The following is a 24,730-nucleotide window of genomic DNA, read 5'->3' on the forward strand; positions in this document are numbered from 1 at the left end:
GCACACGACGCAGCAGCTACCGCGAACGACGCCCAAGCGACAAAGGCATCCGCCACGCTGGGCCACCCACCGTCCAACTCCTGTCCACCACCCGCGCCGCCAGGCCCAAATGATCTATCTAAACGGCATTGGACCAGCCACGGCGCCGCACACTGTCCGGAATACCGATCAACAGGTTGAGACGATGAACACCGAACACGACTGGATCACCACACCTGTCACCGCGCACATGTTGCGCGGCTTCCTCGACGTGGAAGCGACCACCCACGGCCTGCTACCGCATCGGCTGCCCGCTCGGGCGCGCCGGCAGATCCCTGACGACCAACTGGCCATGGCCGAGGCGCAGCCCTCCGGCGTGCGGTTGGCCTTCCGCACCCGGGCCACCACGATCGAACTGGACACGTTGCCTACCAAGCGGGTCTACCGAGGTTTCCCTGCCCCGCCGGACGGCGTGTACGACCTGCTGGTCGACGGCCGTCTCACTGCCCAGGCCACGGTGGTCGGCGGCAGGGTCCGCACGATCATCGACATGTTCACCCAGTCCGCCGAAGTGCGTGAGGGGCCTGCCGGCACCGCCCGCTTCACCGATCTGCCGGCGGGTGACAAGGACGTCGAGATCTGGCTTCCGCATACGGAGATCACCGAACTGATCGCCTTGCGCACCGATGCCCCGGTCGAGCCGGCGCGGGACAGCGGACGCAGGGTGTGGCTGCACCACGGCAGCTCCATCAGCCACGGCTCGAACGCCGCCCACCCGACTGCCATCTGGCCGGCCCTGGCAGCCGCCCAAGGGGGAGTGGAGCTGGTCAACCTGGGGTTCGGCGGCAGCGCGCTGCTGGACCCGTTCACCGGCCGGGCGATGCGGGACACCCCCGCCGACCTGATCAGCGTCAAGCTCGGCATCAACGTCGTCAACGGCGACGTGATGCGCCTGCGCGCCTTCACCCCTGCGGTCCACGGCTTCCTGGACACCATCCGCGAGGGGCATCCGACCACGCCGCTGCTGGTCGTGTCCCCCATTCTGTGCCCGGTCCAGGAGGACACCCCCGGCCCGCTCGCGCCCGACTTCGACGGCGGGACCCCGCGGTTCAAGGCCACGGGCGATCCGGCTGAACGCGCCGCCGGGCGCCTGACGCTCAACGTCATCCGCGACGAACTCGCCCGGATCGTCGGACAGCGGACGGCTGACGACCCGAACCTGCACTACCTCGACGGTCGTGCTCTTTACGGCGAGACGGACTACGCCGAACTCCCGCTGCCCGACGAGGTCCACCCCGATCCCGCCGGACACCGCCGCATCGGCGAGAACTTCGCGCGGCTCGCGTTCGGCGATGACGGTCCCTTCGCCGCCAAGGCCGGCTGACCACAACGGTCCGGCCCTGCGTGCCAGGCACGCCTCCGGCGGGAAGCGTTGCGCGTGTTTCGGAGCGAGAGCGGGCCGGCTCGATGAGCAAACACGGGCGACGGCCGCGGCGAGAGCGGCCACGCTCGAGGCCCTGGCGACCGGGGACGCCGTCATTCCGGAGGACGCGGGGCCTGTCGCGCAGGCGTGACTGATGCGCGGGACGCGAACCGCCGGCAACGTCCTGGAGGCCGGCCCGGTGCACGTCGACGCCACGGGCACGGGCGAGCGCGGCAGCCACCCGTGTTCTATGATCACGGGCCTATGAGCCAATCGCGCACGCTGTCCGCCGCGGAAGTTGCCTCGGAACGACTCCTGCTTCGCAGAGCGTTGCACGAGGCCGACCGTGAAGGATTCGTCGAGCTCTCGACCGATCCCGAGGTTCAGGCATACATCGGCGGTCCCCAGCCTCGGAGTGAGGTCGAGCAGCGCTTCGATGCGGCAATCGCCAAGGCGACGTCCAGGCCCGGCAATTATGTCGTCGCGGACAATACGACGAACCGATTTGTCGGGACATTGATGCTCGCCCGCCGGTCGGCCGACGGCCTCGGGCAGGTCACCGAGGATGGCGAGGAACTGGAACTGGGCTATGTGCTGCGGCGCAGTGCCTGGGGCGCGGGGTTCGCATTCGAAGCCGCAACGGCCGTGTTGCGCGCCGCGGCTGACGAACTCCCCGACCAGCCGGTCGTGCTCGTGACCCAGACCGCGAACAAGCGGTCTCTCAAACTCGCCGCCCGACTTGGCTTCCGGCCCGTCAGCACGTTCGAGGAGTTCGGCGCTGAGCAGACCCTCTGCACGGCTCCCCTGTCCATGTTCCGAATCTGACCCGGCCGCCCGGCAACGCCATCGAACAGCGGGGAACCCCGCTGATCAGGAAGCCGGGGTGTCCCGGTCGATCGCGGAACGCAGCACTCCGACCATGGCGGCGAGCTCGGCCAGCAGGCCCGACACGGTGGTCCGGTCGCTGCCGTTGATCGACACCATGCGCAATTCCTCCGGCTTGGGGAGTTTCGCCATGATCTCGGGCAGCAGGCCGATCAGCTTGGCCTGCAGGCTGGCCGGAGACTGCTGGTTGTCGATGTCGGCCCGCATCCGCAGCCGCTCCAGGTCCAGCAGCGCCCGCTCATGGCCGGCCAGCGCCCGGGAACGCGCCAGCTCCAGCTCGCCGGCGAGCTCAAGACTCTTGAGCTCCTGTTCCCGCTCGATCCGGAGCCTGCCGGTCTCGGCCTCCTCGGTGTGCCGTTCGCGCTCCATCCGCAGCGCGTGCAGGGTCGTCTGGGTCTCCAGCTCCGCCACCGCCCTGGAGTCGTCGTGCTGGCGCTGGGTGCGCCGCAGCCGCTCGGCCACCTCGGTGTCGAACTGCCACGCCTCGTTACGGGCCCGCAGTCCGGCGAGCTCCCGCTCGTTCTCCAGGCGCTGGGTCTCCTTGCGCCGTTCGGCCGCCATCTCGCGCTGGGTGATCGCCTCTCCGGACTGCAGCTCGGCCAGGCGGGCGAGCTGCCCCTGCTCGGCGCGGTAGGGCTTCTGTAAGTTCTCCCAGAGCCGCGACGAGCTGACGACGGCCTCCTTGATCTGGACGGTGACGATGCGCAGACCGAGCCCCTGGTCGCTGTCGTCCTCGCCCTCGGCCACCGCGCGCAGGCGGGCGGTCAGCTCCTCGATGATGGGCTGCTTGTCGCTGAGCACGTCGCGCACGCCCATGGTCGCGACCTTGTCCTTGATGGCCGCCTCCGCCTGCTCCCGTAGCTGGAGGTTGACCAGCCGCATCGGGTCCTGCGGATCGCTGAAGTCCAGTTTGCGGTAGGCGATGGGAAAGCTGTGGATGATCCACTGCACGTACCCCTGCACCAGCACACCCTGGAGCTCGCGGCAGACGCAGTAGGCGTTGATCAGGATGGTCTGGGTGGCCCCCGGCACGACCAGGAACGAGTCGGTGGACGGGTTGAAGCGGAACGACACGCCCAGGCCGATGTGCAGGGGCTTCTCGCGCCCACGCCGGGTGTGCACCACGAAGGCGTTGGGCGGGACGAGCACGTTCTTCCAGCGCCAGAACCCGGTGATCCGTACGTCCACCGGGCCTGGGGCCGTCTTGTCGGGAGCCGCCCCGCCGATGGCCCGCTCGCGCTTGACCAGCGCCCCCGGCGGGGGCACCGGCTCGCCGGGGGCGGCGCGGCGTGCCCTGAGGTCGTCCTCGAGCACCGCCTGCTGCGCGACGACCCGTTCCAGATAGGCGTTGCCCTTGTCAGCGGTGCTCATCGTCCCCTCCGCCCACCTCACGACTGCCGCCGAGTCTTGCCTACGCCGCCGAACCACCGCAACCCCGCGATCCGCTCGCGATGCCCTACGCCGTCGCCGCCTCGTCGTTGCGGGCGCCGTGGGAACCGAGGGCCGCGCGGACGAACCGTTCAACCGTCTCCCAGGTGGGCGGCGGCGCGTCCGGCAGGAGCCCCCGCTGCCCGGCCCTCGTCCACATGGTGACGTGGCCTTCGGCCCGCGCCGGGTCGGTGAGGAAGGAGTGCTCGTGCCCGAGCCCAGGGATGGAGTAGAACAGGGCGGTGCCGTTCCGCGCGGCGACGGCCTCGAACAGCAGGGCACTCTGGTGCTCCGGGACGAGCCGGTCCGCCCGGCCGTGCACGATCAGCATCGGCGGCATGCCGGCGGTGACGTGCGTGACGGGGTTGGCCAGCGCGACGGCCTCCCGGTGTTCCCGGATGGGGCCGCCCATCAGGAGCGACTCGGGGGACAGCGGGTCGTCGTGGCAGTCCGACAGGCCCATGAGGGCGTTGAACTCCTCGCGGGCGCCGGGCGGCATGTGCGCGTCCATCTGCAGGAAGTCCGTCGGCCCGTAGAAGTCGACGGCCGCCTGCACCCGGCTGGACGGCCCCACGACGCCGACCTCGCCCTCCAGCTCCGGGACGTCACCGGTGAGCGCCGCCATCGTGGCGACCCAGCCGCCCGAGGAGTTGCCCATGACGGCGAACCGGTCCGCGTCGAGCCGATGCCGCGTGGCGTTCGCGCGCAGCCACCGTACGGCCGCCTTCACGTCGTGGACCTGGGCGGGGAAGACGGCCTGCCCGCTGGCCCGCACGCTCACCCCGGCCACGGCATACCCCGCCGGGTTGAGGAAGGGGGCGACCTCCGCCGCGCCCTGCTTGCCCTCGTCGGAGCGGAACGCCGACCCCGACGTCCAGATGACCAGCGGGTACGGGCCCTCGCCCGCCGGGACGTACAGGTCCAGCAGGTGGCCGCGGCCGTCCTCCGGCTGAGGTGGGGCGTAGGCCAGATCGATGAGCCGCTCGACCTCGGTCCCGGAGCCCTGGGCAGGGTCGGCCGCGGCCAGGAAACCCGCTGCCGTCGGCTGTATCGTCACGGAACCTCCTCGTATGCGCTCTCCTTGTTTGTAGCAGTTTGTAGCAGCACGCCCCCGCGAGCCCCGTGTGCGCCCGGACGGCCCGCGGGATCGGGGCCCCGGCCGCGCTCGCCCCCGGACTCCTTACCGTGAAGGGCTCGGCGCGAGTCCGCGCAGGTAGGAGTCGAGGAAGGTCCGGAACGCCGACCGCATGTCCACGGCGGCGGGGTCGAGCAGCCACTGGACCTGTAGACCGTCCATCACCGCGATGATCGTCGAGGCGGCCGCCGCCAGGTCGGCCCCGGCGTCGATCCGCCCCTGGTCGCGGGCGTCTCGCAGGTGTCCCTCGACGCGTCCGCGCGTCTCGGCGTACCGCTCCAGGAAGTACGGCCGCGCCGGGTGCCCCGGGCTGACCGACTCGCCCGACAGCACCGTGTACAGCCGGACCAGCCCGGCCTGGCGGGAGTTGGCCTCCACCAGCCGCACCAGGTAGTCGAGCTCATCGACGCTGTCCTCCTGGAAGAAGCGCTCGATGAAGGCCGTCTGCTCCTCGTCGCGAAGCCGCAGCACCTCCTCCAGCAACTCGTCCTTGGACGAGAAGTGGTGCAACAGACCGGCCTGGCTCAGCCCGACCATCTCCGCGATCTCGCGCATCGAGGTGGCCCGGAAGCCCTGCTCGGCAAAGGCCCGAAAGGCGGCGCGCAGGATCTCCTGGCGGCGGGCCCGCCCCTTCGCGTATCCCCGCGTCGCGTGGTGCCCCTCGCCCGACGGCTCGCGGGACTGCTCGTACGCCGGTTCCTGCACGGACATACCGTGACCCTAAGCCATCCCGCTCACCTGATCGGTTTTGCCGCGCAGCAACCTCCAAAAAACCATTCACATGACTGGTTTTTTGCTCTAGAGTCCGATGACCAGGAGGGATGACGATGACCGACCGCCCCAACGTGGTGCTCGTACTCGCGGACGACATGGGTTACTCCGACATCGGCTGCTACGGCAGCGAGATCGAGACGCCCAACCTCGACGCTCTCGGCCTGGCCGGGGTCCGGCTCACCCGATTCACCACCACCGCCCGGTGCAGCCCGTCGCGCGCCTCGCTGCTGACCGGCCTGCACCCACACCAGAGCGGCATCGGAGTGCTCACCGCGGACGACGGCCCCGGCGGCTACCCCGGTAGTCTGAACGACCGTTGCCTCACCATCGCCGAGGTGCTCGGCGCGGTCGGCTATGTGACGTACCTCAGCGGCAAGTGGCATCTCTCGCACCAAAAGGACGTGCCGTCGGACGCGTGGCCGATGCGGCGCGGCTTCCAGCACTTCTACGGCACCCTCGACGGCGGTGGGAACTACTACGCGCCCCGCCGCCTCACCCGCGGCGAGCGCGACGTGTCGCGGGAAGCGCTCGACGACCCCGGCTTCTACTACACCGACGCCATCTCCGGCACCGCCGCCGGCTACATCCGAGACCACCGCGCCCGGTACGGCGACCGGCCCTTCTTCTGCTATGTCGCCTACACCGCGCCGCACTGGCCGCTGCACGCCCCCGAGGCCGACGTCGCGCGCTGCGCCGGCAGATACGAGGACGGATGGGACGCGGTGCGCGAGCGGCGGCTGGCCAAGATGCGCGCGCTCGGCATCCTGGGCGAGGACGCCACCCCCAGCCCCCGGAACCCGGGTGTGCCGCCGTGGGAGGACGTCGCGCACCCCAAGTGGGAGCAGCGCCGGATGGAGGTCTACGCCGCGCAGGTCGAGGCCATGGACCGCGGCATCGGCAAGATAGTCGACGAGCTGCGCGCGGCCGGCGAGCTGGACAACACGATGCTGGTCTTCCTCTCCGACAACGGCGGCTGCGCCGAGGAGCTGCCCCTCGGCCTGGGCCGCGACTACGTCGCCCGCGGCAAGCGATTCGTGTCCGCCGCCACCCGCGACGGCCGCGACGTGTACGTCGGCAACCGCCCCGAACTCACCCCGGGCACCGAGGACACGCACATGTCCTACGGGCCAGGCTGGGCCAACGTGTCCAACACCCCGTTCCGGCTGTTCAAGCGGTGGGTGCACGAGGGCGGCGTGGCGAGCCCGTTCATCGTGCACTGGCCCGCCGGGCTGGGCGACCGGGCCGGGACGATCTGCCGGGACCCGCACTACCTGCCCGATTTCGTACCGACCGTGCTGGAGGCGACCGGCGCAGCGTACCCCGTGGACATTCCAGGCCGGGACCCGCTGCCGCTGGAGGGCCGCAGTATGCTCGACTCCCTCCGCGGGGCCGGGGAGCCCGAGCGCTGCCAGTTCTACGAACACCTTGGCAACGCGGCGGTGCGGCGCGGCAGGTGGAAGCTCGTCCGCGAGTACCCCGGCGACTGGGAGCTCTACGACGTCGAGCGCGACCCCGCCGAGCTGTCGGACGTGGCCGCCCGCCACCCGGAGACGGTCCGCGAGCTCGCCCGCGCCTGGGCGGAATGGGCGGCACGCTGCGGCGTCGTGCCGCGGGAGCGGATCCTTGAGCTTGAACGCTGGGGCCTCACCGTCCCCGACTGAGCCCGTGGCGAGCGGACTGTTCGGGCGCGGTGCGCAGCCGGGACCGTCAGCGAGGTGGGGCCGGCGGATTGCGCCAGGAGCCCCTCAAAGACGCCCGTGCTGGTGGGGCGCATGACGGCAGCGCCGCTCAGGCGCGGCGTGCCGCCGGGCCGGACGACTCGCGGAGCACCAACTCGGTCGGCAGACGGATCGCCTCGCCCTCGCGTTGTGACCGTGCGGCGAACTGCTCGATCAACAGCTCTACCGCGAGCCGACCGGCGTGCGAGCCGGGCCCGGCCAGGGTGGTCAACGAGGGGTGGACGAAGTCGGCGGCGAAGATGTCGTCGAACCCGATCACGCTGATGTCGGCCGGGACTCGAACACCGCGCTGGAAGAGGCGTCGGATGATGCCGATCGCCAGGAGGTCGTTGTGAGCCACGACCGTCGTCGCATCGGTGCGCAGTGCTCCGTCGGCGGCGGCCCCGCCGCTGGCGACGTTGGGGGCGTACGGACCGATCCGGCGTGCCGTCAGACCGTGCGCCTCGGCCCCGGCGCTCAGTGCCGCCCAGCGCGCCGCACCCATCCAGGAGCTGGGTGGCCCGGCGCAGTAGGTGAAGCTCCGGTGCCCGAGCGAGGCCAGGTGCTGCAGGATCTGCTGACAGCCGGCGCCGGTGTCGAACGTCACGCTGGTCGACCCGGGCAGCTCTCGGTTGAACAGGACGATCCGGTGCAGTTTGGCGAGGTCGCGCAGGACCTCGTCGTCGAGCCGGCTGGAGGCCAGCACGAATCCGTCCACGCCGGCGGCCAGGTCGCGAATCTGGTTCTCCTCGATGCGCCGGGATTCCTCGGCGTTGACGATCACCAGAGTGGCGTCGGACGCCCTCGCGCGCTGCTCCGCGCCGCGGATCAGCTCGAAGAAGTGGGGATTGGTGATGTCGGAGAGCACCATGGCGATGGTGCGGTGGCGTAGACCCGGCAGAGCGCGGTTCTGCGGTCTGTGCTGGTAGCCGAGCTGTGCGGCGGTGGCGATGATCCGCTGTCGCGTTGCTTCGTTGACCCGGCCGGGCTTGTTGAACGCCCGGGAGACCGTCGACGCGGCCACTCCGGCAGCTTGCGCGACGTCAAAGATCGTGGGCTCCACGAACGCATCTAGTCATGAGATGGAAATTCTGGCAACACCTTGCAGAAATTGTCGTGTGGTACCTACGTTGCGATCATGCCGGCCACACAGTGACATGTCGGGCGAGAGGGGCGAGGGATGTCGCAGCCCGGACAAAGAGGTCGAGGTGTGCAGCACGACGAGCGCAGTATCGCGGGTCGAGCCAGGCGATGGTCCGCGGTTGTGACGACCGGCGCCGTGCTGGTCGCGTCAGTGACGTCGGTGGGGGTGACGCCGGCGCAGGCGTCATCGACCGACTTCACCATCTTCAACGGTCACACGACCGCTCCGATCCTGATCGACCCGTCCTACGGCGGCGATCACGCCGATCGGGACTACAAGCAGGTGCGCCGGGCGGTCCAGGACCTGCGTCAGGATGTCGCCATGGTGACCGGGGCGATCGATCCCGGTGAGGTGCAGAGCCTGTTCGTCGACGACGAGCCGGCCAGGCAGGCGCGGCTGGCGAAGGCCGACCGGAACAAGCTGCCGGCCCTGCTGACCGAGGCCGCGGGTCGCAAGACCGCGATCATCGTCGGCCAGATCGGCCGGAGCCGGCTGATCGACGAGATCGTCGGAGCCGGCAAGTTCGACGAGGCCGCCGGGATCAAGGGCAGGTGGGAGGCGTACGCGACCAAGACCGTCAAGAACCCGCTCCCCGGGGTCGACAACGCGCTGGTGATCGCGGGCAGCGACGCCCGCGGGACGATCTACGGGATCTACTCGATCTCCGAGGAGATCGGCGTCTCGCCGTGGTACTGGTACAGCGACGTGCCGGTCAAGCAGCGCGACGACATCGAGGTCAAAGGCAGGACCCGGGTCGACGACGGGCCGGACGTCAAGTACCGCGGAATCTTCGTCAACGACGAGGAACGCACCGTCGCGTGGGCGAAGAAGAAGTTCCCCACCGGCAACGGCACGCCTGATGTCCACTACTACCGGCACGTCTACGAGCTGATGCTGCGGCTCAGGCTGAACACGCTGTGGCCGGCGATGCACCTGGCCTCGAGGGCGTTCAACGCGGTCACCGACACCGGGACGTACGACCAGGGGACCCCGATCAACGCCCGCGAGGCGGCAGCCTTCGGCGTGGTCGCATCCTCCTCTCACGCGGAGTTGATGCTGCGCAACAACGAGGGCGAGTGGCGACAGTGGTACGCCCGCAACAAGGACGCGCTCGACATCAAGGGCGCGGACGCCGTGGCGGCCTTCGACTATTCGATCAACAAGCCCGCGATCCTGGAGTACTGGCGCCAGCGGGTGGTCGCCAACGCCGGCTTCGAGAACATCCTCGCCCTGGGCATCCGCGGTGTGCACGACAGCGATCCGGTGTTCACACCCGGTAACCCGTACGGGTTCAAGGACAAGATCGAGATGCTGGCCGACGTCATTCGCGAGCAGCGCAACCTGATCGCAGGTATCTACGGCAGCGCCGACGCCGTGCCGCAGGTGTTCATCCCCTACAAGGAGATGAACGATCTCTACAACGCCGGGCTGAAGAACCACATCCCCGCCGACGTGACCCTGATGTGGGCCGAGGACAACCAGGGCTATCTGCGCCAGGTGCCCACGCGGGCCGAAGCCGCCCGGTCCGGCGGGAACGGCGTCTACTACCACATCTCCTACTGGGGCGAGCCGAAGAGCTACCTGTGGCTGAACTCGACGCCGATGTCCTTGATGGTGCAGCAGCTGCGCCGGGCGTGGAATTCCGGCGCGGGGCGCTACTGGATCCTCAATGTCGGCGACATCAAGCCCGGCGAGATCAAGCTCGACCTGTTCGCCAAGCTCGCGTGGGACGTCCACGACCATGACGACACCAAGTTCCTCACCGAGCACGCGCGGCGAGACTTCCGGCTGAGGGACGACAACGCCGCCGTGGTCGCCGACGCGCTGGAAAGGTTCGACGCGCTGGAGAACACCAAGCGCGCCGAGTTCTGGGGGGAGATCAACTCGTCCAGCGCGAGCTCAGGAAGGATCCACAACGGTCAGGTCTTCCCGTTCAGCGCCACCTCGGACGGGGACGAGCTCCAGCGCTACATCAACGAATCCAACAAACTGGTGGCGATTCTCGAGGGTGTTTCCGCGAAGCTCGACCCGCGCTATCGCTCCGCGTTCTATCAGCAGGTGCTCCACCGCGTCCGGTCCTACCGCAACATGGCGGAGCAGATCGGCTACTTCTGGAAGAACCAGCTCGCTGCCGCCCAAGGTCGCTATGCCGGCGCGGGAAGCTACGAGCTGCTCTCGAAGCAGGCCCGTGAGCGCATCCGCACCGACGAGGACTACTGGAACACGATCAGCGACGGCAAGTGGGACCACGCCATCGTCCACAGCCATCCCGAAGGCTTCCCGAACGAGGGCGCCGTCATGCTCGCCAACGACCGGTATGCCCGGGTGGCCACACCGACCGACGCGGTGGGCGCCGCCGCCGAGGGGAGCAAGGAGCCTGGCCGCGGCACGCTGACGTTCAACTCGGCCGCGCCCGACGACAAACGGTTCTTCGACGTGTTCTCCCGGGACGACGTAGCCAACCCGCAGCAGTGGGTCGGCGAGGCGGACGCCCCGTGGATCACCCTTTCCCAGCGCTCCGGCACGACCGCGACAGAGCAACGAGTCACGGTGACGGTCGCCAGGAACCACCCGGCCGCGACGGGGACGATCCGGATCTTCAACGCCGTCAACGGCGCCAAGGTCGGCGACCCGGTCGCGACGTTCACGGTCGACGCGCAGCGGGCAGCCGTGGATCTACGCCGTGTCGCCGAGCCGGCGCACCTGGAGGCCAACGGATACGTGGCCCTCGAGGCCGAGCACTTCTCCGAGAACGCGCCCGGCGCCGACGGGAGCCGGTGGGCCCCCCTTGAGGGCGTGGGTCAGCGCGGGGCATCGATGGGCAGCTTCCCGGAGATCGCGCCCCGGGTCGACTCCGGCTTCGAGACGACCGCCCGCCTGAGATACCGGGTCTACTTCACCTCCACCGGGAGGTTCACCGGGACCTTCTACCGCATCCCGACGCTGAACGAAGGCACGGAGGACAACGGCACGCCGCGGACCGCGCGCACGGCGATCGGGCTCGACGCCCAGGTCCCCAGCCTGCTGCGCGGCAACTCTGTCGCCGGTACGAGCACCAGCACCTGGGGATTCAACATCATGCATGGAATCGAACCCCTGAACTTCACCGTCGATGTGACCACGCCGGGGTGGCACGACCTCGTGGTCTACCGCTCGGACGCGGCGATCCTCTTCGACCGGATCATCATCGAGACCCGCGACGGCGCGGCCGGTGACGGCCTTGTCGGCCCGCCCGAGAGCCCGAACAACATCGCCGCACCCCAGAGGGCCACCGTGGCACCTCGTCCTGACAAGATGCCGGAGCTCCGCCGGCTGCCCGCGATCCAGACGTCGGTGGGCGAGACGAGCACGGTCGAGGGCGTGCGGGAGGTGGCGGCCGCGAAGTCTGACAACGAGACCGCTGTGTCGGTCGCGGTGCAGGACGGCCGGGCGCGGGTCACCGGGCACCGGGCCGGGACGGCCGAGGTCTCCATCACCGCCGGTGGCGGTGAGGCCTGGGTGGTGCCCGTCACGGTGGGCAGGGGCGAGGGCGCGCCGGTCGGCCCGTACCTGGAGCAGGACGGGCTGGTGGTCATCGACGCGGCCGACGCGCTCGAGAACAGTGCCACCGCCCGCGCGACCGACAGCAACAACGGGACGCACCGCTGGGCGCTGGCCCGTAACGGTCCCCAGGTCGTCCCGCCGGCCGACGCCGGCGCGAAGGCGCAGTGGCTGGCGACCTCGGCAGCCCAGGCCGAGGCGTTGTTCAGGGCCGGCCCGACGCAGAAGGTCAACGGGAGCTCGGCGGCGGGAGCACCACCGCGCCTCGACTTCACCGTCGACATCCGGACCGGCGGCACGTACTACCTGTTCGTCAACACGAGCAACCCGAACGCCGACGCCGACTCCTACCATGTGGTCGTCGACGGGCAGTGGAGATACCAGTCGAACAAGTCCGGGCCGGAGACCGGGTTCGAGACCTGGTACGGCAGCACGAGCGTCGCCGCGGCCGCGTTGGCGCTCGGACCGGGTGAGCACACGATCTCGCTGGCGCCTCGTGAGGCCGGGCTGGTGCTCAACCAGATCGTCTTGACCACGGACGACACACCCGGTCTCGCCGGCTTCCAGCCCCCCAGTGAGCGGAGAACGAGCGCTTCATGACGCCCTGACATCGAGCAGAGCACCATCAGACCTGCCCCCGCCACCGACCGAGAGCCAGTCGCAGTCGGCAACCCGGTAGCGCGAACGACACCCGTTGGCAAGTGTCAGTTGCGCTATTCGCCCGCGCGGGGCGCCGATCGGAACATGTACCGCCCCCTGTCGAAGTCCAGCGTCCATGCGTAAGCCTTGAGGAAGCCGTGCGACAGCAGGCCGTCGACGCGTACGCCGCCGAAGGACTGCCACGGCGTCGTCCGGGACCTCGCGACGGCCACGAGCGGGTCCCGCCGGGTGAGCGGGCCGAGTGACACCGGCTCGGGGCTGTCGAAGTGCGGGCGGCCGGTCAGGTGGCGCGGGACGCCCCAGGCGCGGTAGTGGCGGGGCGTGGTCAGCAGGCAGGCCTGACGTGGCGGCTCCACGGCGTCGTCCACGTAGACCAGGCCCGAGTCGATGAAGAAGGTGAGGTCGTCGCGTGGGCCGAAGCCGCCGCGCGCGAACATGAAGTGATCCGCCCAGAGGTAGAAGCCGAACTCCGCCGCCACAGGGCTGTCCGCGAGGAGGCGGGAGTGCTCGGCGGCGGCGTCGGGGTGGCGTCTCGGCGAGAGGATGAGGCGGTTGCGGGGGTGGTCGACGGTGGACAGGAACTGTTCCAGGACGTTGGTGCCGATGATCACCAGGTCCTGGGGGCCGACGAGGGTGGAGAGCACCTCGACCGGCACGTTGGTCAGCGACGCGGCGCCCAAGCGCAGCTCGGCGATGGTGCCGTGACGTAGCTCGGCGCGCTGCAGCCCGTGAGAGCTGGTGCCGCCCGGGGTGGTCACCACGCCTGCCTCCGCGGCGCGTCGTGGTCCCATGACGACGAACGTGCCGCCGGTGTCGAGATGCGCCAGTACGTCGACGCCATCGATGGTCGCCGCCACGGCCGGAAGGTACGGCGCGAGCTCGTGGTCGGCGAACGGAAGCACGGTGGCGCCGTCGAGCCGCGCCCCTAGCGGTCGGGTCAGCCTCGGGTCGAGCACGCGCAGCGCCTGCTCGACGGCCCGCGGCCGGGCGTCACGGCGCCGCCGTACGTGCTCGACGGCCCGATCGGGGCGGCCCAGGTGCAGCCAGGCCTCGACGACCGGCTCGTCCAGCGCCCTTGGCGCGCGGCCGGCCGCGGCGAGGTCGTCGTAGTGGGACAGCGCCTTCTCGTAGGACTGCTTCACGGAGTGGCACAGGAAGAGCAGGTGATCCCGGGAAGGTCCGGACAGGGTCTCGGCGTGGCGCTCGCAGCCCTCCACATCGCCCTTCGACCAGGCCCGCCACGCCGGCCGTGAGGGGGCGTCCAGTAATCCACCCAGAGCGCTTCTCATTGGAGTTCCTCCTGGGGTGACTCGGCGGTGCCGAGATCCATGGCGACGGCGACGATCGTCATCAGCGGCACGACGGCGTGGGGCGCAATCGCGTACTCGCCGCGCCGCGGCTGGATGAGCAGGCCTGCGCTCTGCAGGTCCTTGAGGTGGTGGTACAGGTGCCCGGTCGACGTCTCGCCGAGTGCCTCCTGAAGCTCCCTGCGCGTCCGCGGCTGCTTGAGGAGGGCGGCGAGCAAGGCCAGACGCGGCCCGCTGCCGAGGCGTTCGAGCAGGGCCGCGGCCCTGGCCCAGTGCGCGTCCGCCACCTCGCCGGCCGCGTGCTCCATCGCCCACATGTAGTCGCGGTCCTCGAAGGTCACCGCGCCGCCGTACATGACCGTGCCTGGGCGGGCCTGCCCTCCGGCCCTGGACCGGATCAGATCGAGCAGGTCGAGCGGCGCGTCGGCGATGGGGCGCGGCAGGGCGTCCGCGGGCGGTGACCGGTCGGCGGGCGCCTCCTCCAGGAGGGCGACCCGGCGCTCAAGCTCCGTGATCCGTTCTTCGAGCGGTCCCATGGGCATCCTGACTCCGTTGTTCCGTATTTCCGGAATAGCTGAACTATAGCGCCCAGGAGCTGTTATGCAATAAGCCCCCGAGCGCTGTCCGAACTGACCGGCAAACGCTGCTGCTGCTCACCAGCAAAATCAGGAGCACCTGGGGGAGTGCGTCACACCCGCTTACGCTTCATCATCAGCGCCGGCGGCACCGTCACGGCCCCGGCCTCCGAGCTGCCCGGACGCCGGCGCAGGTACGTGGGACCCCGTCAACGGCATCCGTACTCGTGAGTGGGCCGGCCGCTACCGGCTCAAGAGCTGTGCCGCCTCGGTCTGGCCGCCGAACCGTGCCCACTCCAGCGGGGTGGCGTCGTAATCGTGATCTCGTAGTGACCGGTCAGCTCCCAGCTCCAAAAGCGTTCGCACCATCGGCAGGTCGCCTGCCCGCGCCGCCTTGTGCAACGCCGTCGACGGGAGGCGTGCGTTCACGTCGAAGCCCAGCGCGCAGGCCAGCCGGACGGCCGGCACTCGGCCGTACTCAGCGGCCCTGATGAGCAGGTCCCGCCGTTTTGTCAGCAGGCGCCGGACCAGTGCGCGGTCGCCGCTGATCAGGCGTTCGAGCTCCCCGCGATCCCCTCGCATGATCGCCGCTTCCACGGCCTCCACCCCGCGTAGCGTGCTGGAGGTGCCGGCGTCGGCAAGGAGCCGCGCGACCTGCGTATGCTCACCGAGCAGGGCCAGCTCCAGAGCCGTGTGCCCGCCGAAGAACGGATGCCCGTCGCCCTTGGCGTCGGCGGGCGCGCCGTGCGTCAGCAGGCACCGCATCCGGCGGGCCTGGCCACGTAACGCAGCTGTCAGCACCGTGTTCGCCAGCATGCGGGCCGGCGAGTCCTGCACGCGTCCCAGCCTGGCCTTCCACGGCCCGCCGTCCCCGCGGCCGAGGCCGAACTCCAGCAGCAACTCCAGGTAGCCGGTGTCGTCACCTCCGATTCCGCGGTTGTACAGGGCTTGGCCGTCGTTGGCGTCCGCCCCGGCTGCCAGGAGTACTCGGGCCAGTTCCAGGCCCTGTGGGTGCGGCGGTTGCCGCAGTTCTCCACCGCCCAGTGCCCCGGTCAATGCGGTGAATGGCGGTCCCAGCCCTTCAGGCAGGTAGCCGGCGTTCGGATCGGTTCCCGCCGCGAGCAGCACCCGCGCCGCCCCCACCGCGTCGGCCTGCGCCACTCGGGAAAAGGTCAGATACAGAAGCGGCTCCCAGTCGAAGGGGCCACCGGATGCCCGGGCCGATGCGGGGTCGGCCGCGACCGTGCGAGCTATCCCCGCTGCGTCGCCGACCACCGCCATCGTCCACACCGACGCGTCGGCTATCTCGGGATGAGCGGCCAGCAGTCGCGCCGCGGCCTCGGTGCTCGCGGGTCCGCCGTAGGTCAGGCAGGCCAGCCGCAGGAACTCGGTTGCGGGGTCGGCCGAGGGGCCAACCACGAGTGGCCGGCGCGCGAACGTCCCCAGCATCTTCAGGTGGGCCCGCAGCCGCGACCAGCTTGTGAAGCCGTACTTGCGGGCCACGACCAGTTGCGCATCGGCCAACCGCAGGTCCGAGAGCGATTCCGGCAGCGGTACCGGACGCAGCCACCCTCCGGCCGTCGCGAGCGCGCGGACCTCGCCCGCCCGCACGCCGCGCAGCAGTTGCTTGGCCTCGTTCTTCAGGTGGTCAAGGCTGGGGTTTTCGGGCAGACGGTTCGCCACGGAGATCTCCCTTTCGGATACTGCCCGACGTCCGCGTCTCCGGGCCGAAAAGGAGGAATGACACTATGACCAGCATGCTGAGGCTCGGGTGGGCTGAGCCCTTTCCGCGGACCGGTGGCGTCCCGAGACGCTGATCCGGATCGTACCCCATCATCCTGGCCCGGCGGCTCGCCGCCGGGCTACGGACGCGGCTGAGTGAACTATCCCGGCTCGGTTTCGACGAGAATGCCCTTGTCATACGCGGGGCGTTGGCAGGGCCGAAGACAGCGGTATTTGCCGGCATCGGGGGTTGGCGCGACGAGCTCTGCTGATCGTCGGTGCGAGGGTGTAGAACTGGCCGGCATGGATGATCAACGCAAAGACGCCATGGCCGAGGTCCTGCGAAACACGGCTGCGCAGGTCGCGGCAGCTGCTCCGGAGGGCTGGCGGCGAGCACGGGTGCACGCGTACTGCGGCCCGTCGGCCTCCGGCCACCGCGGGGCGGGATACGAGATGCCCGATGGCAGCAGCGGCGGCTGGCGCATCCCCGTCGGCGGGCTGAGGCGGCTCTACAAGCTCAGCGGCGCGTCGAAGGCGGATCTGACGGTCGATCTCGCCGTCGAGCCATCGGGCCGGTTCGAGGCGGTGACCGGTCAGGCGATCAGCCGGGACCATTCAGGCCGGTTCCTGTACGTCCTGCGCCCGGACACGCTGCCCCGCGAGCCCGGCGCCGACCAGGGCCCCCCGACGAACCCGGCACCGGCGGGCGACCCGCAGGAGGCCGTCCGGCTGTTCCGCGAGTACCTGAGAAGACGCGCCGACCTCCTCGGAGAGGAGGAGCTTCTGCCCGACCCGCTGGACCCGGCCGAGCGGGCCGCGCTGCTGGCCGCCTTCCCCGGCGATCTGCCCCCCGACCTGGTGGCCCTGTACGGCGAGGCCGACGGCGACGACGAGACCGGGCTCTTCCACAACCACCTGTGGTTCCCCCTGGAGTCCACGACGACCTTCATCCACCACCGGCCCGAGCGGAAGTGGGCTGATGAACCGCTCTGGTCGATGCCCGGCGACGGGGAGCCGCCCGGTGCCATCCGGCGGCAGCTCAGCAGCCCGCGCTGGATCCCGTTCGCGACCAGCACCGGTGGCGACTACCTGGCGGTCGACATGGACCCGGGCCCCGCGGGCCGTCCGGGCCAGGTCATCCGCGTCGGAATCCACTACGACAACGCGCCCGTCTACGTCGCCGACTCCGTCACGACCATGCTGCGCCGGCTCGTGGAGGCGCTCGACCGCGGCGACTACGAGGACAGTGAGGGCTACCTCGATGTGTACGCCGACCTCCCGAGCTACCTGGACGACAGCCGCACCTACTGGCGTGGGGAGGCTCCGATCCCGAAGAAGCCGCGCAGGCTCCAGTCCCTCGTTGTCGACAAGGTCGCGGATCTCGATCTGGAGCCGGTCCGCGGCGCGCCCCACCTGCGCCTGGTGGCGCTGTTCGGCGAGGGGCCCGTCGACCTGAGTCCCTTGCGCGAAGTCCCGCTCGAGGCGCTGCGGCTCGAGTTGAACGCGGCCGACCTGAGCCCGCTGGCCGGACATCCGACCCTGCGCACCGTGACCCTCCGCACGCGAGAACCCGTCGATCTCGGCGTGCTGCGGACGTTCCCGCGCCTGGAAGAACTCGAACTGGCGGACGCCGCCGCCCACGACCTCGCCGTGATCGGCGAGCTGAACGGCCTGCTCTCCCTCACGCTCCCGCCCGAGCAGTGGCGGCGGCTCGGCAAGCCACCGCCACTGGCCGCGGCCGGGCTGGGCGGCGACCCCACGCCGGGCCAGGTGAGCGAGTGGGCGGCCCGGTTCGAACCTGGTGAGGAACTCGGCGGCTGCGAATACTTCGCCGAACGATTCGACGCCTAGGGAGCACTCAAGATGGTCCGCCCCAGCAAGCGATCTTGGAGCGGATCTTGACGGTTCTCGGGCGCGAACCCGTCACCGGCCCCGGGCTACATCTGGTCCTCGTTCTCGATCACGTAGCCCACGCCGGGATGGCGAACGAGCGCCACGGGCAGCAGGACCACGGCCGGCACCAGCGTGAGCACGGCATACAGCCGGTCACGGGGCCGAGGTGGGATCGTGCGTGGTTCGTCCATGACGACTACGATTGGTGGCAAATATGCGCGCGTTGTCCGCCGCAGGTCACCGTTCGTCGACGGCGGTCACCGTCGGCGTGACCGTGACACAACCATGACACGGAGCGGACGAGGCGGGGACACGGCCGGCCTACGGTGAATGGGGTTGACCGGCGGGCAAGTTACGGAGCGTGCTGTGAAACTCGGCGGCGTGTCGCGAGTGTTGTTGATCGAGGATGACCCGGCCGTACGGGAGGGCCTTGACCTGGCCCTGACCCGGCATGGGCACCGGGTGCGCGCGGTGGAGTCCGGTGAGCAGGGGCTGGAGCGACTGCGTACGGACCTGCCCGACGTCGTCGTGCTCGATCTGATGCTGCCCGGCATGGACGGGTTCGAGGTCTGCCGCCGCGTCCGGGCCGCCTGGGAGGTGCCGATCATCATGCTGACCGCGCGCGGCGACGACATGGACGTGGTGGCCGGGTTGGAGGCGGGCGCCGACGACTACGTGGTCAAGCCGGTGCAGCCCAGGGTGCTCGAGGCACGCATTCGCGCGGTGCTCCGGCGGATCGGCCGGGACCAGGCGGAGCTGGAGCGGTACGGGGACCTGACCATCGATCGGGCCGGGCTGGTGGTCGCCAACCGCGGCGTGCCGGTCAGCCTCGCCCCGACCGAGCTGCGCCTGCTGCTCGAGCTCTCCGGCACGCCGGGCCGGGTGCACAGCCGCCAGCAGCTGCTGGAGTCGGTGTGGGAGCACGGGTATTTCGGCGACTCGCGTCTCGTGGACGCGTGCGTGCAGCGGTTGCGCGCGAAGATCGAGGACGACTCTGCGGCGCCCGTCTACGTGCAGACGGTGCGTGGGTTCGGGTACCGGTTCGGGCCGGTGTGAATCGCCGGTGACACCTCGACCGAGCCTGGGGTTGCGTGCCCGGTTGTTGTTCGCGTTCGCCCTGTTGTGTGTGGTCACCGCGGCGGCGGTGGCCGGCGGGAGCTACGTTCAGGCCCGCAACGAGATCCTGCAGCGGGCTCAGGATGCCGCGGTGCAGGCGACGAGAAGCCGCCTGGAGGCGGTGTTCCCGTTGCGGAGTGCGGCGCCGGGCCCGGACGAGCTCGATGAGATCGCCCGCACCGCGAACGACGGGAGCAGCTTCGCGGTCGCCGTCTACCAAGAGGCGCACTCGCCGGCCGACGTGGATCTCGGGATGATCCCACCGGAGCTGCGGCGGACGGTGGCCGGCGGCGACATGGCGTGGCAGCGCGTGGTCTGGGAGGACAGGCCCATCCTGATCATCGGCACGCCGTTGCTGATCGCCGAGCGGGACCGGATGACGCGGGTGTCCGGCATCGAGGTCTACGCCGCGCGCAGCCTGCTTCCCGAACAGCGCAGCATCGACGAACTCGCCGCACGCGCCTGGCTCACCGGCGGGGCGGCCCTGGTGTTCGCGGTCGTCCTCGCGTTGCTGGCCACCCGTGGCGTGCTGCGCCCGGTGCGCGAGCTCGGTCGGGCGGCGCGCCTGCTGGGCGAGGGCGAGATGCGGACCAGGATCGTGGTCCGCGGCTCCGATGAGCTGGCCGACGTGGCACGCACGTTCAACAACACCGCCGCGGAGCTGGAACGGCACGTCAAGCAGCTCCGCGAGATGGAGGCCGACGCCCGCCGGTTCGTGGCCGACGTGTCCCACGAGCTGCGCACCCCGCTGGCCGCGCTCGCCGCGGTCGCCGACGTCCTCGATGAGGAGGCGGCCCAGCTGCCCGAGCCCGCCGGCAGGGCCGCCAGGCTGGTCAGCCAGGAGACGCTCAACCTCACAGGGCTGGTGAACGACCTCATCGAGATCAGCAGGTTCGACTCCGGCGTGGCGGCCCTCGTGCTGAACGAGGTCGACGTGGCCGAGCTGGTGCGCTCGACCCTGCGTGCCCGGGGCTGGTCGGAGTCGGTGCACACCGAGCTTCCACCCGCGGTGACGGCACGGCTGGACCCGCGCCGAGTGGACGTCGTTCTCGCGAACCTGGTCGGCAACGCCCTGCGGCACGGCGAGCCACCGGTGTCGGTACGGCTTTCCGCCGACGCGCACTGGATCTCTCTCGCGGTCCGCGACCATGGACCGGGACTGAAGGAAGCGGTGCTGCCGCACGTGTTCGACCGGTTCTACAAGGCCAACGCGGCCAGGGCCAGGTCCGAGGGCAGCGGCCTGGGCCTCGCCATCGCGCGGGAGAACGCGCGACTGCACCGAGGCGACCTCACCGTCACCAACGCCCCGGACGGCGGCGCGATGTTCACGCTGCGCCTGCCACGCCGGGCACACGATCCGGACGGAGGCCCCGAGTGAGAACCGGGCTCGCCCGCCGCGTGCTCGCCGCGGGCCTCGTATCGCTCGTCGCCGTGGCCGGCTGCGGCGTGCGACCCAGCGACGTCATCACCGTCGGCGACCCGCCGAGCGGAGGCGTCGCACCAACCGCGACGATCACCCTCTACCTGGTCAAGAACGGCCGGCTCAGCGCGGTAACGCGGCTCGGTGGTCGTCCGATGTTCCGAGCGGACACCCTCGCGCTGCTGGCAGCCGAACCCACCGCGAGGGAACAGGCGCGTGGATTCACCACCGAGGTCCCGCCCGAAGCCGGCCCGTTCTCGGTGACCGCCGCGCCGGCCGGCCGCTTGGTGGTGGCCCTGTCCGCTCCGGCCGGCGAACTGTCCACGCTGGCCATCGACCAGATCGTGTGCACGGCCGCCGCCGCCACGGCGCCGGAAAGTCCTCCCCAGGTCACCGTCGTCGGTGCGGGGCAGAGCGTCGGCCCCCGGAACTGCCCGAAGTAGCGGTAGCGACCTGTTCTCTGCTCCGGACAGGGGGAGGGGGCCCATGTTCCGGCCGGCTGACGCGCGCGAGGCGGAACGTTCGGGGAGCGCGGATCGGGGGCCGCTGGAAGCACCCGGCGCGACTCTCCATCTCCGCCGGACCCGCAAGAGGGCGCGGCCCGCCAGGGCGGGTTTCAGGGGGCAGCCCCGTCTGAGGCTCCGTGTGCGAAGGGCAGTCTCAGACAGGGCTGTTTGCCGTCCGGCGATCGGCTGGCCTCCAGGGTCGCCGGTTGATCGCTTCGGGTGGGAGCCCGCCGATTCTGTGCGGCACCTCGGAAGGATTATCACGCGAACTAGCTGGTCAGAAGGTTGAAGGTCGTCAAGCCCTGTCGGGCAAGTAGGCTGACTGCGATGATCGTCTGCGACGGTGAAGGAGCCGCTCATGACCGCCGACCCCACGATGGCTCGGATCGGCCAGGGGGTGGAGTTGCATCACCACCAAGGCCGGCGTGAAGCCGCTCGCGAGCTGTTCGCGCAGATCTGGGACGACATCGGCGGAGAGCAAGGCGATCCGCTGCATGTTTGTGTCCTTGCCCACTCGATGGCCGACGTGCAGGACGACGTGAACCAGGAGTTGATGTGGGATCTGCGAGCACTTGCCGCCGTCGGCCTGATCACTGATGAGCGGGTGGCCCAAGCCGGGGTGCCCCTTACGGTGGCCGGCTTGTATCCGTCGTTGCACCTGAACTTGAGTGAGTGCTATCGCAAGCTGGGCGATCTCGGCCGCGCCCGTGAGCACCTCCAGCAGGCGCGGGACGGGATCGGCGTGCTTGGCGACGACGAGTATGGGCGGCTCATCAGGGGTGGCTTGGAGCAGGTGGCCGAACAGTTGGGTGAGGCCACCTGACTGCGTCCCGGCGAAGTTTCCGCACCAGCTGTTGATCTTCTTCGTGGATTGCTTCGAGCCGGGGTGCCTTTGTTGTCCTGTCTGACCCAGTCGATCCCAGCGACCGTCGTGATGCACTCATCGGCGCATAACTGGCCTGGCCAGGCACGCGACCGCGGTTGATGTGTGGCGCGCTGGTAGTGTTGGTGATCTCGGATCCGCAACCTCCCCTCGGTCACCGGGGTGGCGCAAGATCTCCATTACGTGTTGGAGGGTCTTGCCATGGGTGGAATCAAGCGGGTTGCGAGTGCCTCGCAGCCTCCTCTGCATCTGCTGACTGCCGTCAGCGCGAGGAAGGACGCGGGCGGCAGCCCCACGGGGGTCGTCGGGCAGGGCCTGGCGCGCCGGCTGCTGGATGCCGGGGATCGGGTGCGTGTTCTCGCCGAGCCTGGCCAGGTGGACGGCTGGCCTGACGGGGTCGAGGTCGTCGAGGGGTCCATCACCCGGCCGCTGGAGCACGCCGGGGTCTTCGACGGCGTTGACGGCGTCTTTCTCGCCGGAGCCGTGCCGGCGACGGTGGGGGATGCGCTGATGGCCGCCCGGGATGCCGGTGTGCGGCGAATCGTCGTGCTGTCCTCGCACGGACCGGAGTACGAGGAGGCCTACCCACCGGACACGTGGTTCTGGCTCGCCATCGAGCGAGCGGTAGAACGCTCCGGGATGGAGTGGACGCACATTCGCCCGTCAGCCGTGATGGGGTCGGTGATCGAGGGCACCTATCCGGCCACGGGGTCGGACTGGCCGGACACGGTCAGAGGTGAACGCATCGTGCGCGAGGCCTTCCTGGAGGACGGCCACTACCCCTTCATCCACGAGGACGACCTGGCCGCCGTCGCGGTGGCGGCGCTGCGTACCGGCGACCATGCCGGCACCGTTGTCGAAGCGGTCGGACTGCCGATCAGCACCCGGTCACGGGTGGCGAGCATCGCCGCAGCCATCGGCCACGACATCGCAGCCGTCGAGATGATCCCCGATGACAGCCGTGCGAACCGGCGGCGTCGAGGCTGGCCCGACGGTGGCATCGACGTGACGCTGTACGCCCTGCGGGAGTACGGCGCGCGGCTCGCCGAGCTCACCCAGTGGACGCTCGACCAGCGGCCGTCCGTGCGCGAGATCATCGGCCGCCCGCTGCGCGGCTTTGACGACTGGGCGGTGGAGAACGCCCACCTGTTCCGCTGAACCTTCCGTCCAGCCAGGTGAGGGACATGTCATGAAGAAGGGCATCGACTACGACATCGGGTTCCTGTCCGGCGACACTTACACCGAGCGGATGGCGGCGGTTCACCTTCGCCGGATACTCCTCCCAGCTCGGCTCCTTGGGTGCCCGCCGTGACGTGTGTGGTGGTCTTCCGAGTTCGGGGAGGACGGAGGGGTCGACGTCTTCCGAACGCCGCATCACCAGATGCGGACACGTTCGGCGATCACTCGTACACTGTCTGTCGCGGTCGGTGCGGCCGAACAGCCGGGTCAGGAGAGGGCAGGGTCTGGGAAACGATGAGCAAAGCCCCTCAAGGCGACCAAAACCCCGGGCCTGCAGGAGAGGCGACCGAGGGTGGACCGGAGTCGGTGAACTGTCACGAAGGGCTGGTGAAGCTGCTGGCCGAGCAGTTCGCGCGGGCCGACGTGTCACTTCGAGAGCTTCAGACACGGGCGGACAGGGCGGGCGGAACGCGGCTGCCACGCACTACCTGCGCCGACATGCTGGCCGGTCGGCGCTTCCCCAAGAAGGCGGTGATGGTGGCCTTCCTGCGGGGGTGCCGCGTCCCCGACCATCAGCTCCCGGCGTGGGAACGGGCATGGGAACGGGTCCGTGTCAGTCAGATGCCCGCCGGGTCAAAGGAGGATCGCAGCGTCGAGTCCTCCAATGGCACGCCACTCGCTGCCCAGGTCCTGACCGCACCTGGCAACACGGGGAAGACCCGTGGCCCCGGCCGACGTTGGCGCCGAGCCGCCCTGCTCACAGCGGTGGCCGTGCTGACAGTCGCGGTAGCACTGAGCGTCATCATCGCTCAGAGGATGGCGCCGCGACGCAGCGCGTCCGAAGGGGTGCCTGACCACATCGTGGATCCCGCCCACATCGTCAGTGACGATGGTCGCGCGTTCCCTCGTGGAGGGTCGAGCCGGTTCACCGTGACCGTCAATCCGGTCAATACGGGCGTACGACTGATCCGCCGGCTGGATGTGGGCGTCGGTCTGCAAGATGCCACCATCACCGTGAACGGAACCCCGGCCGCGCGATGGCGACCGCTGCTCGAGGACAGCATCTACAAGTGGAGAAACCAGATCGTCACCATCCCGCCGAATCTGACGGCGGGGCGACACTCGCTCACGATCGTCAACACGTGCGTGTCCTCCTCGGGCTTCAACGAGTTTCTCTACACCGTGGAGCACAAGGTCAACGGTGTCTGGTCGATCGCCGACAGGATCGACATCGGCCGCCACCACACTGCGAGCGAAGCTGCGCACGACTACCGCGTCGTCGGGGAGGACTGGGCCGAGACCCAGACCTTCGCCTATCCGCCGCAGAAGGAGCACTGGAGCGTCTACTGAGCCCCAACGGCTGACCTCCCAGGGTCGGGCGGTCTTCGAAGGTCATGGCGAAGGCGTTCAGGGCGGCTTTCCAACGGATGATCGCCTTCGCCT

20 protein-coding genes are annotated in these 24,730 nt (G+C 69.9%); 12 read left to right on the plus strand and 8 right to left on the minus strand.

The window, feature by feature from the left end; all coding sequences use genetic code 11:
• Positions 1-184: 184 nt before the first annotated feature.
• A complete protein-coding gene (locus ACIBQ1_RS48405) occupies positions 185-1,363 on the plus strand; it encodes a GDSL-type esterase/lipase family protein (protein WP_397288393.1) in 1,179 nt (392 codons plus the stop codon).
• A gap of 303 nt (positions 1,364-1,666) precedes the next feature.
• Complete coding sequence (locus ACIBQ1_RS48410; protein WP_397288395.1) at positions 1,667-2,227, plus strand: GNAT family N-acetyltransferase; 561 nt, start codon at positions 1,667-1,669, stop codon at positions 2,225-2,227.
• A gap of 45 nt (positions 2,228-2,272) precedes the next feature.
• Here the strand turns inward: ACIBQ1_RS48410 and ACIBQ1_RS48415 are convergent, their stop codons facing one another.
• The 3 genes from ACIBQ1_RS48415 to ACIBQ1_RS48425 all read right to left on the minus strand — a co-directional run bounded on the left by ACIBQ1_RS48415 (position 2,273) and on the right by ACIBQ1_RS48425 (position 5,561).
• Positions 2,273-3,658, minus strand: coding sequence for an SPFH domain-containing protein (locus tag ACIBQ1_RS48415; RefSeq protein ID WP_397288398.1), 1,386 nt, complete (start codon positions 3,656-3,658; stop codon positions 2,273-2,275).
• 85 nt (positions 3,659-3,743) lie between these two features.
• Complete coding sequence (locus ACIBQ1_RS48420; protein WP_397288400.1) at positions 3,744-4,772, minus strand: alpha/beta hydrolase fold domain-containing protein; 1,029 nt, start codon at positions 4,770-4,772, stop codon at positions 3,744-3,746.
• Between the two features lie 123 nt (positions 4,773-4,895).
• A complete protein-coding gene (locus ACIBQ1_RS48425) occupies positions 4,896-5,561 on the minus strand; it encodes a TetR/AcrR family transcriptional regulator (protein WP_397288402.1) in 666 nt (221 codons plus the stop codon).
• A 116-nt stretch (positions 5,562-5,677) separates the two neighbouring features.
• Here ACIBQ1_RS48425 and ACIBQ1_RS48430 point away from each other — a divergent pair, with 116 nt between their 5' ends.
• The gene (locus ACIBQ1_RS48430; protein WP_397288404.1) at positions 5,678-7,285 is read left to right on the plus strand and encodes an arylsulfatase; all 1,608 of its coding nucleotides are present in this window, start codon (positions 5,678-5,680) and stop codon (positions 7,283-7,285) included.
• Between the two features lie 127 nt (positions 7,286-7,412).
• On the opposite strand, the gene ACIBQ1_RS48435 is transcribed toward ACIBQ1_RS48430, so the two are convergent.
• Entirely contained in the window at positions 7,413-8,405 is a 993-nt protein-coding gene (locus ACIBQ1_RS48435) for a LacI family DNA-binding transcriptional regulator (protein ID WP_397288406.1), read from the minus strand.
• A gap of 201 nt (positions 8,406-8,606) precedes the next feature.
• Between ACIBQ1_RS48435 and ACIBQ1_RS48440 the strand changes: the two genes are divergently transcribed.
• The gene (locus ACIBQ1_RS48440) at positions 8,607-12,626 is read left to right on the plus strand and encodes a glycosyl hydrolase 115 family protein (protein ID WP_397288408.1); all 4,020 of its coding nucleotides are present in this window, start codon (positions 8,607-8,609) and stop codon (positions 12,624-12,626) included.
• 113 nt (positions 12,627-12,739) lie between these two features.
• Here the strand turns inward: ACIBQ1_RS48440 and ACIBQ1_RS48445 are convergent, their stop codons facing one another.
• The 3 genes from ACIBQ1_RS48445 to ACIBQ1_RS48455 form a co-directional block, all read right to left on the minus strand.
• Complete coding sequence (locus ACIBQ1_RS48445) at positions 12,740-13,975, minus strand: retropepsin-like aspartic protease (RefSeq protein WP_397288411.1); 1,236 nt, start codon at positions 13,973-13,975, stop codon at positions 12,740-12,742.
• Positions 13,972-14,535 (minus strand): hypothetical protein, encoded by a 564-nt coding sequence (locus tag ACIBQ1_RS48450; RefSeq protein WP_397288413.1) that lies wholly within the window; start codon positions 14,533-14,535, stop codon positions 13,972-13,974. Before ACIBQ1_RS48450 ends, ACIBQ1_RS48445 begins: the two co-directional genes overlap by 4 nt.
• Before the next feature lie 276 nt (positions 14,536-14,811).
• Positions 14,812-16,251: an ankyrin repeat domain-containing protein gene (locus ACIBQ1_RS48455; protein WP_397288415.1), complete on the minus strand. Its 1,440-nt coding sequence runs from the start codon at positions 16,249-16,251 to the stop codon at positions 14,812-14,814.
• 342 nt (positions 16,252-16,593) lie between these two features.
• On the opposite strand from ACIBQ1_RS48455, the gene ACIBQ1_RS48460 reads away from it, so the two are divergent.
• Positions 16,594-18,141, plus strand: coding sequence for an SMI1/KNR4 family protein (locus tag ACIBQ1_RS48460; RefSeq protein ID WP_397288417.1), 1,548 nt, complete (start codon positions 16,594-16,596; stop codon positions 18,139-18,141).
• A gap of 86 nt (positions 18,142-18,227) precedes the next feature.
• On the opposite strand, the gene ACIBQ1_RS48465 is transcribed toward ACIBQ1_RS48460, so the two are convergent.
• Positions 18,228-18,374 carry a hypothetical protein gene (locus tag ACIBQ1_RS48465; protein WP_397288419.1) on the minus strand — a complete coding sequence of 49 codons (147 nt, stop codon included), beginning with the start codon at positions 18,372-18,374 and terminating at the stop codon, positions 18,228-18,230.
• Positions 18,375-18,564: 190 nt separating this feature from the next.
• Here ACIBQ1_RS48465 and ACIBQ1_RS48470 point away from each other — a divergent pair, with 190 nt between their 5' ends.
• The 7 genes from ACIBQ1_RS48470 to ACIBQ1_RS48500 all read left to right on the plus strand — a co-directional run bounded on the left by ACIBQ1_RS48470 (position 18,565) and on the right by ACIBQ1_RS48500 (position 24,637).
• Positions 18,565-19,239 carry a response regulator gene (locus ACIBQ1_RS48470; RefSeq protein ID WP_397288421.1) on the plus strand — a complete coding sequence of 225 codons (675 nt, stop codon included), beginning with the start codon at positions 18,565-18,567 and terminating at the stop codon, positions 19,237-19,239.
• 7 nt (positions 19,240-19,246) lie between these two features.
• Positions 19,247-20,677, plus strand: coding sequence for an ATP-binding protein (locus tag ACIBQ1_RS48475; RefSeq protein WP_397288423.1), 1,431 nt, complete (start codon positions 19,247-19,249; stop codon positions 20,675-20,677).
• On the plus strand, positions 20,674-21,162 hold the full coding sequence (locus ACIBQ1_RS48480) for a hypothetical protein (RefSeq protein ID WP_397288425.1): 489 nt from the start codon (positions 20,674-20,676) through the stop codon (positions 21,160-21,162). Before ACIBQ1_RS48475 ends, ACIBQ1_RS48480 begins: the two co-directional genes overlap by 4 nt.
• Before the next feature lie 421 nt (positions 21,163-21,583).
• Complete coding sequence (locus ACIBQ1_RS48485) at positions 21,584-22,048, plus strand: hypothetical protein (RefSeq protein ID WP_397288427.1); 465 nt, start codon at positions 21,584-21,586, stop codon at positions 22,046-22,048.
• 222 nt (positions 22,049-22,270) lie between these two features.
• A complete protein-coding gene (locus tag ACIBQ1_RS48490) occupies positions 22,271-23,266 on the plus strand; it encodes an SDR family oxidoreductase (RefSeq protein ID WP_397288429.1) in 996 nt (331 codons plus the stop codon).
• A gap of 31 nt (positions 23,267-23,297) precedes the next feature.
• Positions 23,298-23,420, plus strand: a complete 123-nt coding sequence (locus ACIBQ1_RS48495) for a hypothetical protein (protein ID WP_397288431.1) — start codon at positions 23,298-23,300, stop codon at positions 23,418-23,420.
• A gap of 254 nt (positions 23,421-23,674) precedes the next feature.
• Entirely contained in the window at positions 23,675-24,637 is a 963-nt protein-coding gene (locus ACIBQ1_RS48500; RefSeq protein ID WP_397288433.1) for a hypothetical protein, read from the plus strand.
• Positions 24,638-24,730 lie beyond the last annotated feature (93 nt).

Source organism: Nonomuraea sp. NPDC050153, assembly GCF_044460125.1.
Classification (GTDB): Bacteria; Actinomycetota; Actinomycetes; order Streptosporangiales; family Streptosporangiaceae; genus Nonomuraea.

Coding starts and splice junctions, on each gene's coding strand:
- ACIBQ1_RS48405 (WP_397288393.1), top strand. CDS start 185: ATGAACACCGAACACGACTGGATCACCACACCTGTCACCGCGCACATG.
- ACIBQ1_RS48410 (WP_397288395.1), top strand. CDS start 1,667: ATGAGCCAATCGCGCACGCTGTCCGCCGCGGAAGTTGCCTCGGAACGA.
- ACIBQ1_RS48415 (WP_397288398.1), bottom strand. CDS start 3,658: ATGAGCACCGCTGACAAGGGCAACGCCTATCTGGAACGGGTCGTCGCG.
- ACIBQ1_RS48425 (WP_397288402.1), bottom strand. CDS start 5,561: ATGTCCGTGCAGGAACCGGCGTACGAGCAGTCCCGCGAGCCGTCGGGC.
- ACIBQ1_RS48430 (WP_397288404.1), top strand. CDS start 5,678: ATGACCGACCGCCCCAACGTGGTGCTCGTACTCGCGGACGACATGGGT.
- ACIBQ1_RS48445 (WP_397288411.1), bottom strand. CDS start 13,975: ATGAGAAGCGCTCTGGGTGGATTACTGGACGCCCCCTCACGGCCGGCG.
- ACIBQ1_RS48450 (WP_397288413.1), bottom strand. CDS start 14,535: ATGCCCATGGGACCGCTCGAAGAACGGATCACGGAGCTTGAGCGCCGG.
- ACIBQ1_RS48460 (WP_397288417.1), top strand. CDS start 16,594: ATGGATGATCAACGCAAAGACGCCATGGCCGAGGTCCTGCGAAACACG.
- ACIBQ1_RS48465 (WP_397288419.1), bottom strand. CDS start 18,374: ATGGACGAACCACGCACGATCCCACCTCGGCCCCGTGACCGGCTGTAT.
- ACIBQ1_RS48485 (WP_397288427.1), top strand. CDS start 21,584: ATGACCGCCGACCCCACGATGGCTCGGATCGGCCAGGGGGTGGAGTTG.
- ACIBQ1_RS48495 (WP_397288431.1), top strand. CDS start 23,298: ATGAAGAAGGGCATCGACTACGACATCGGGTTCCTGTCCGGCGACACT.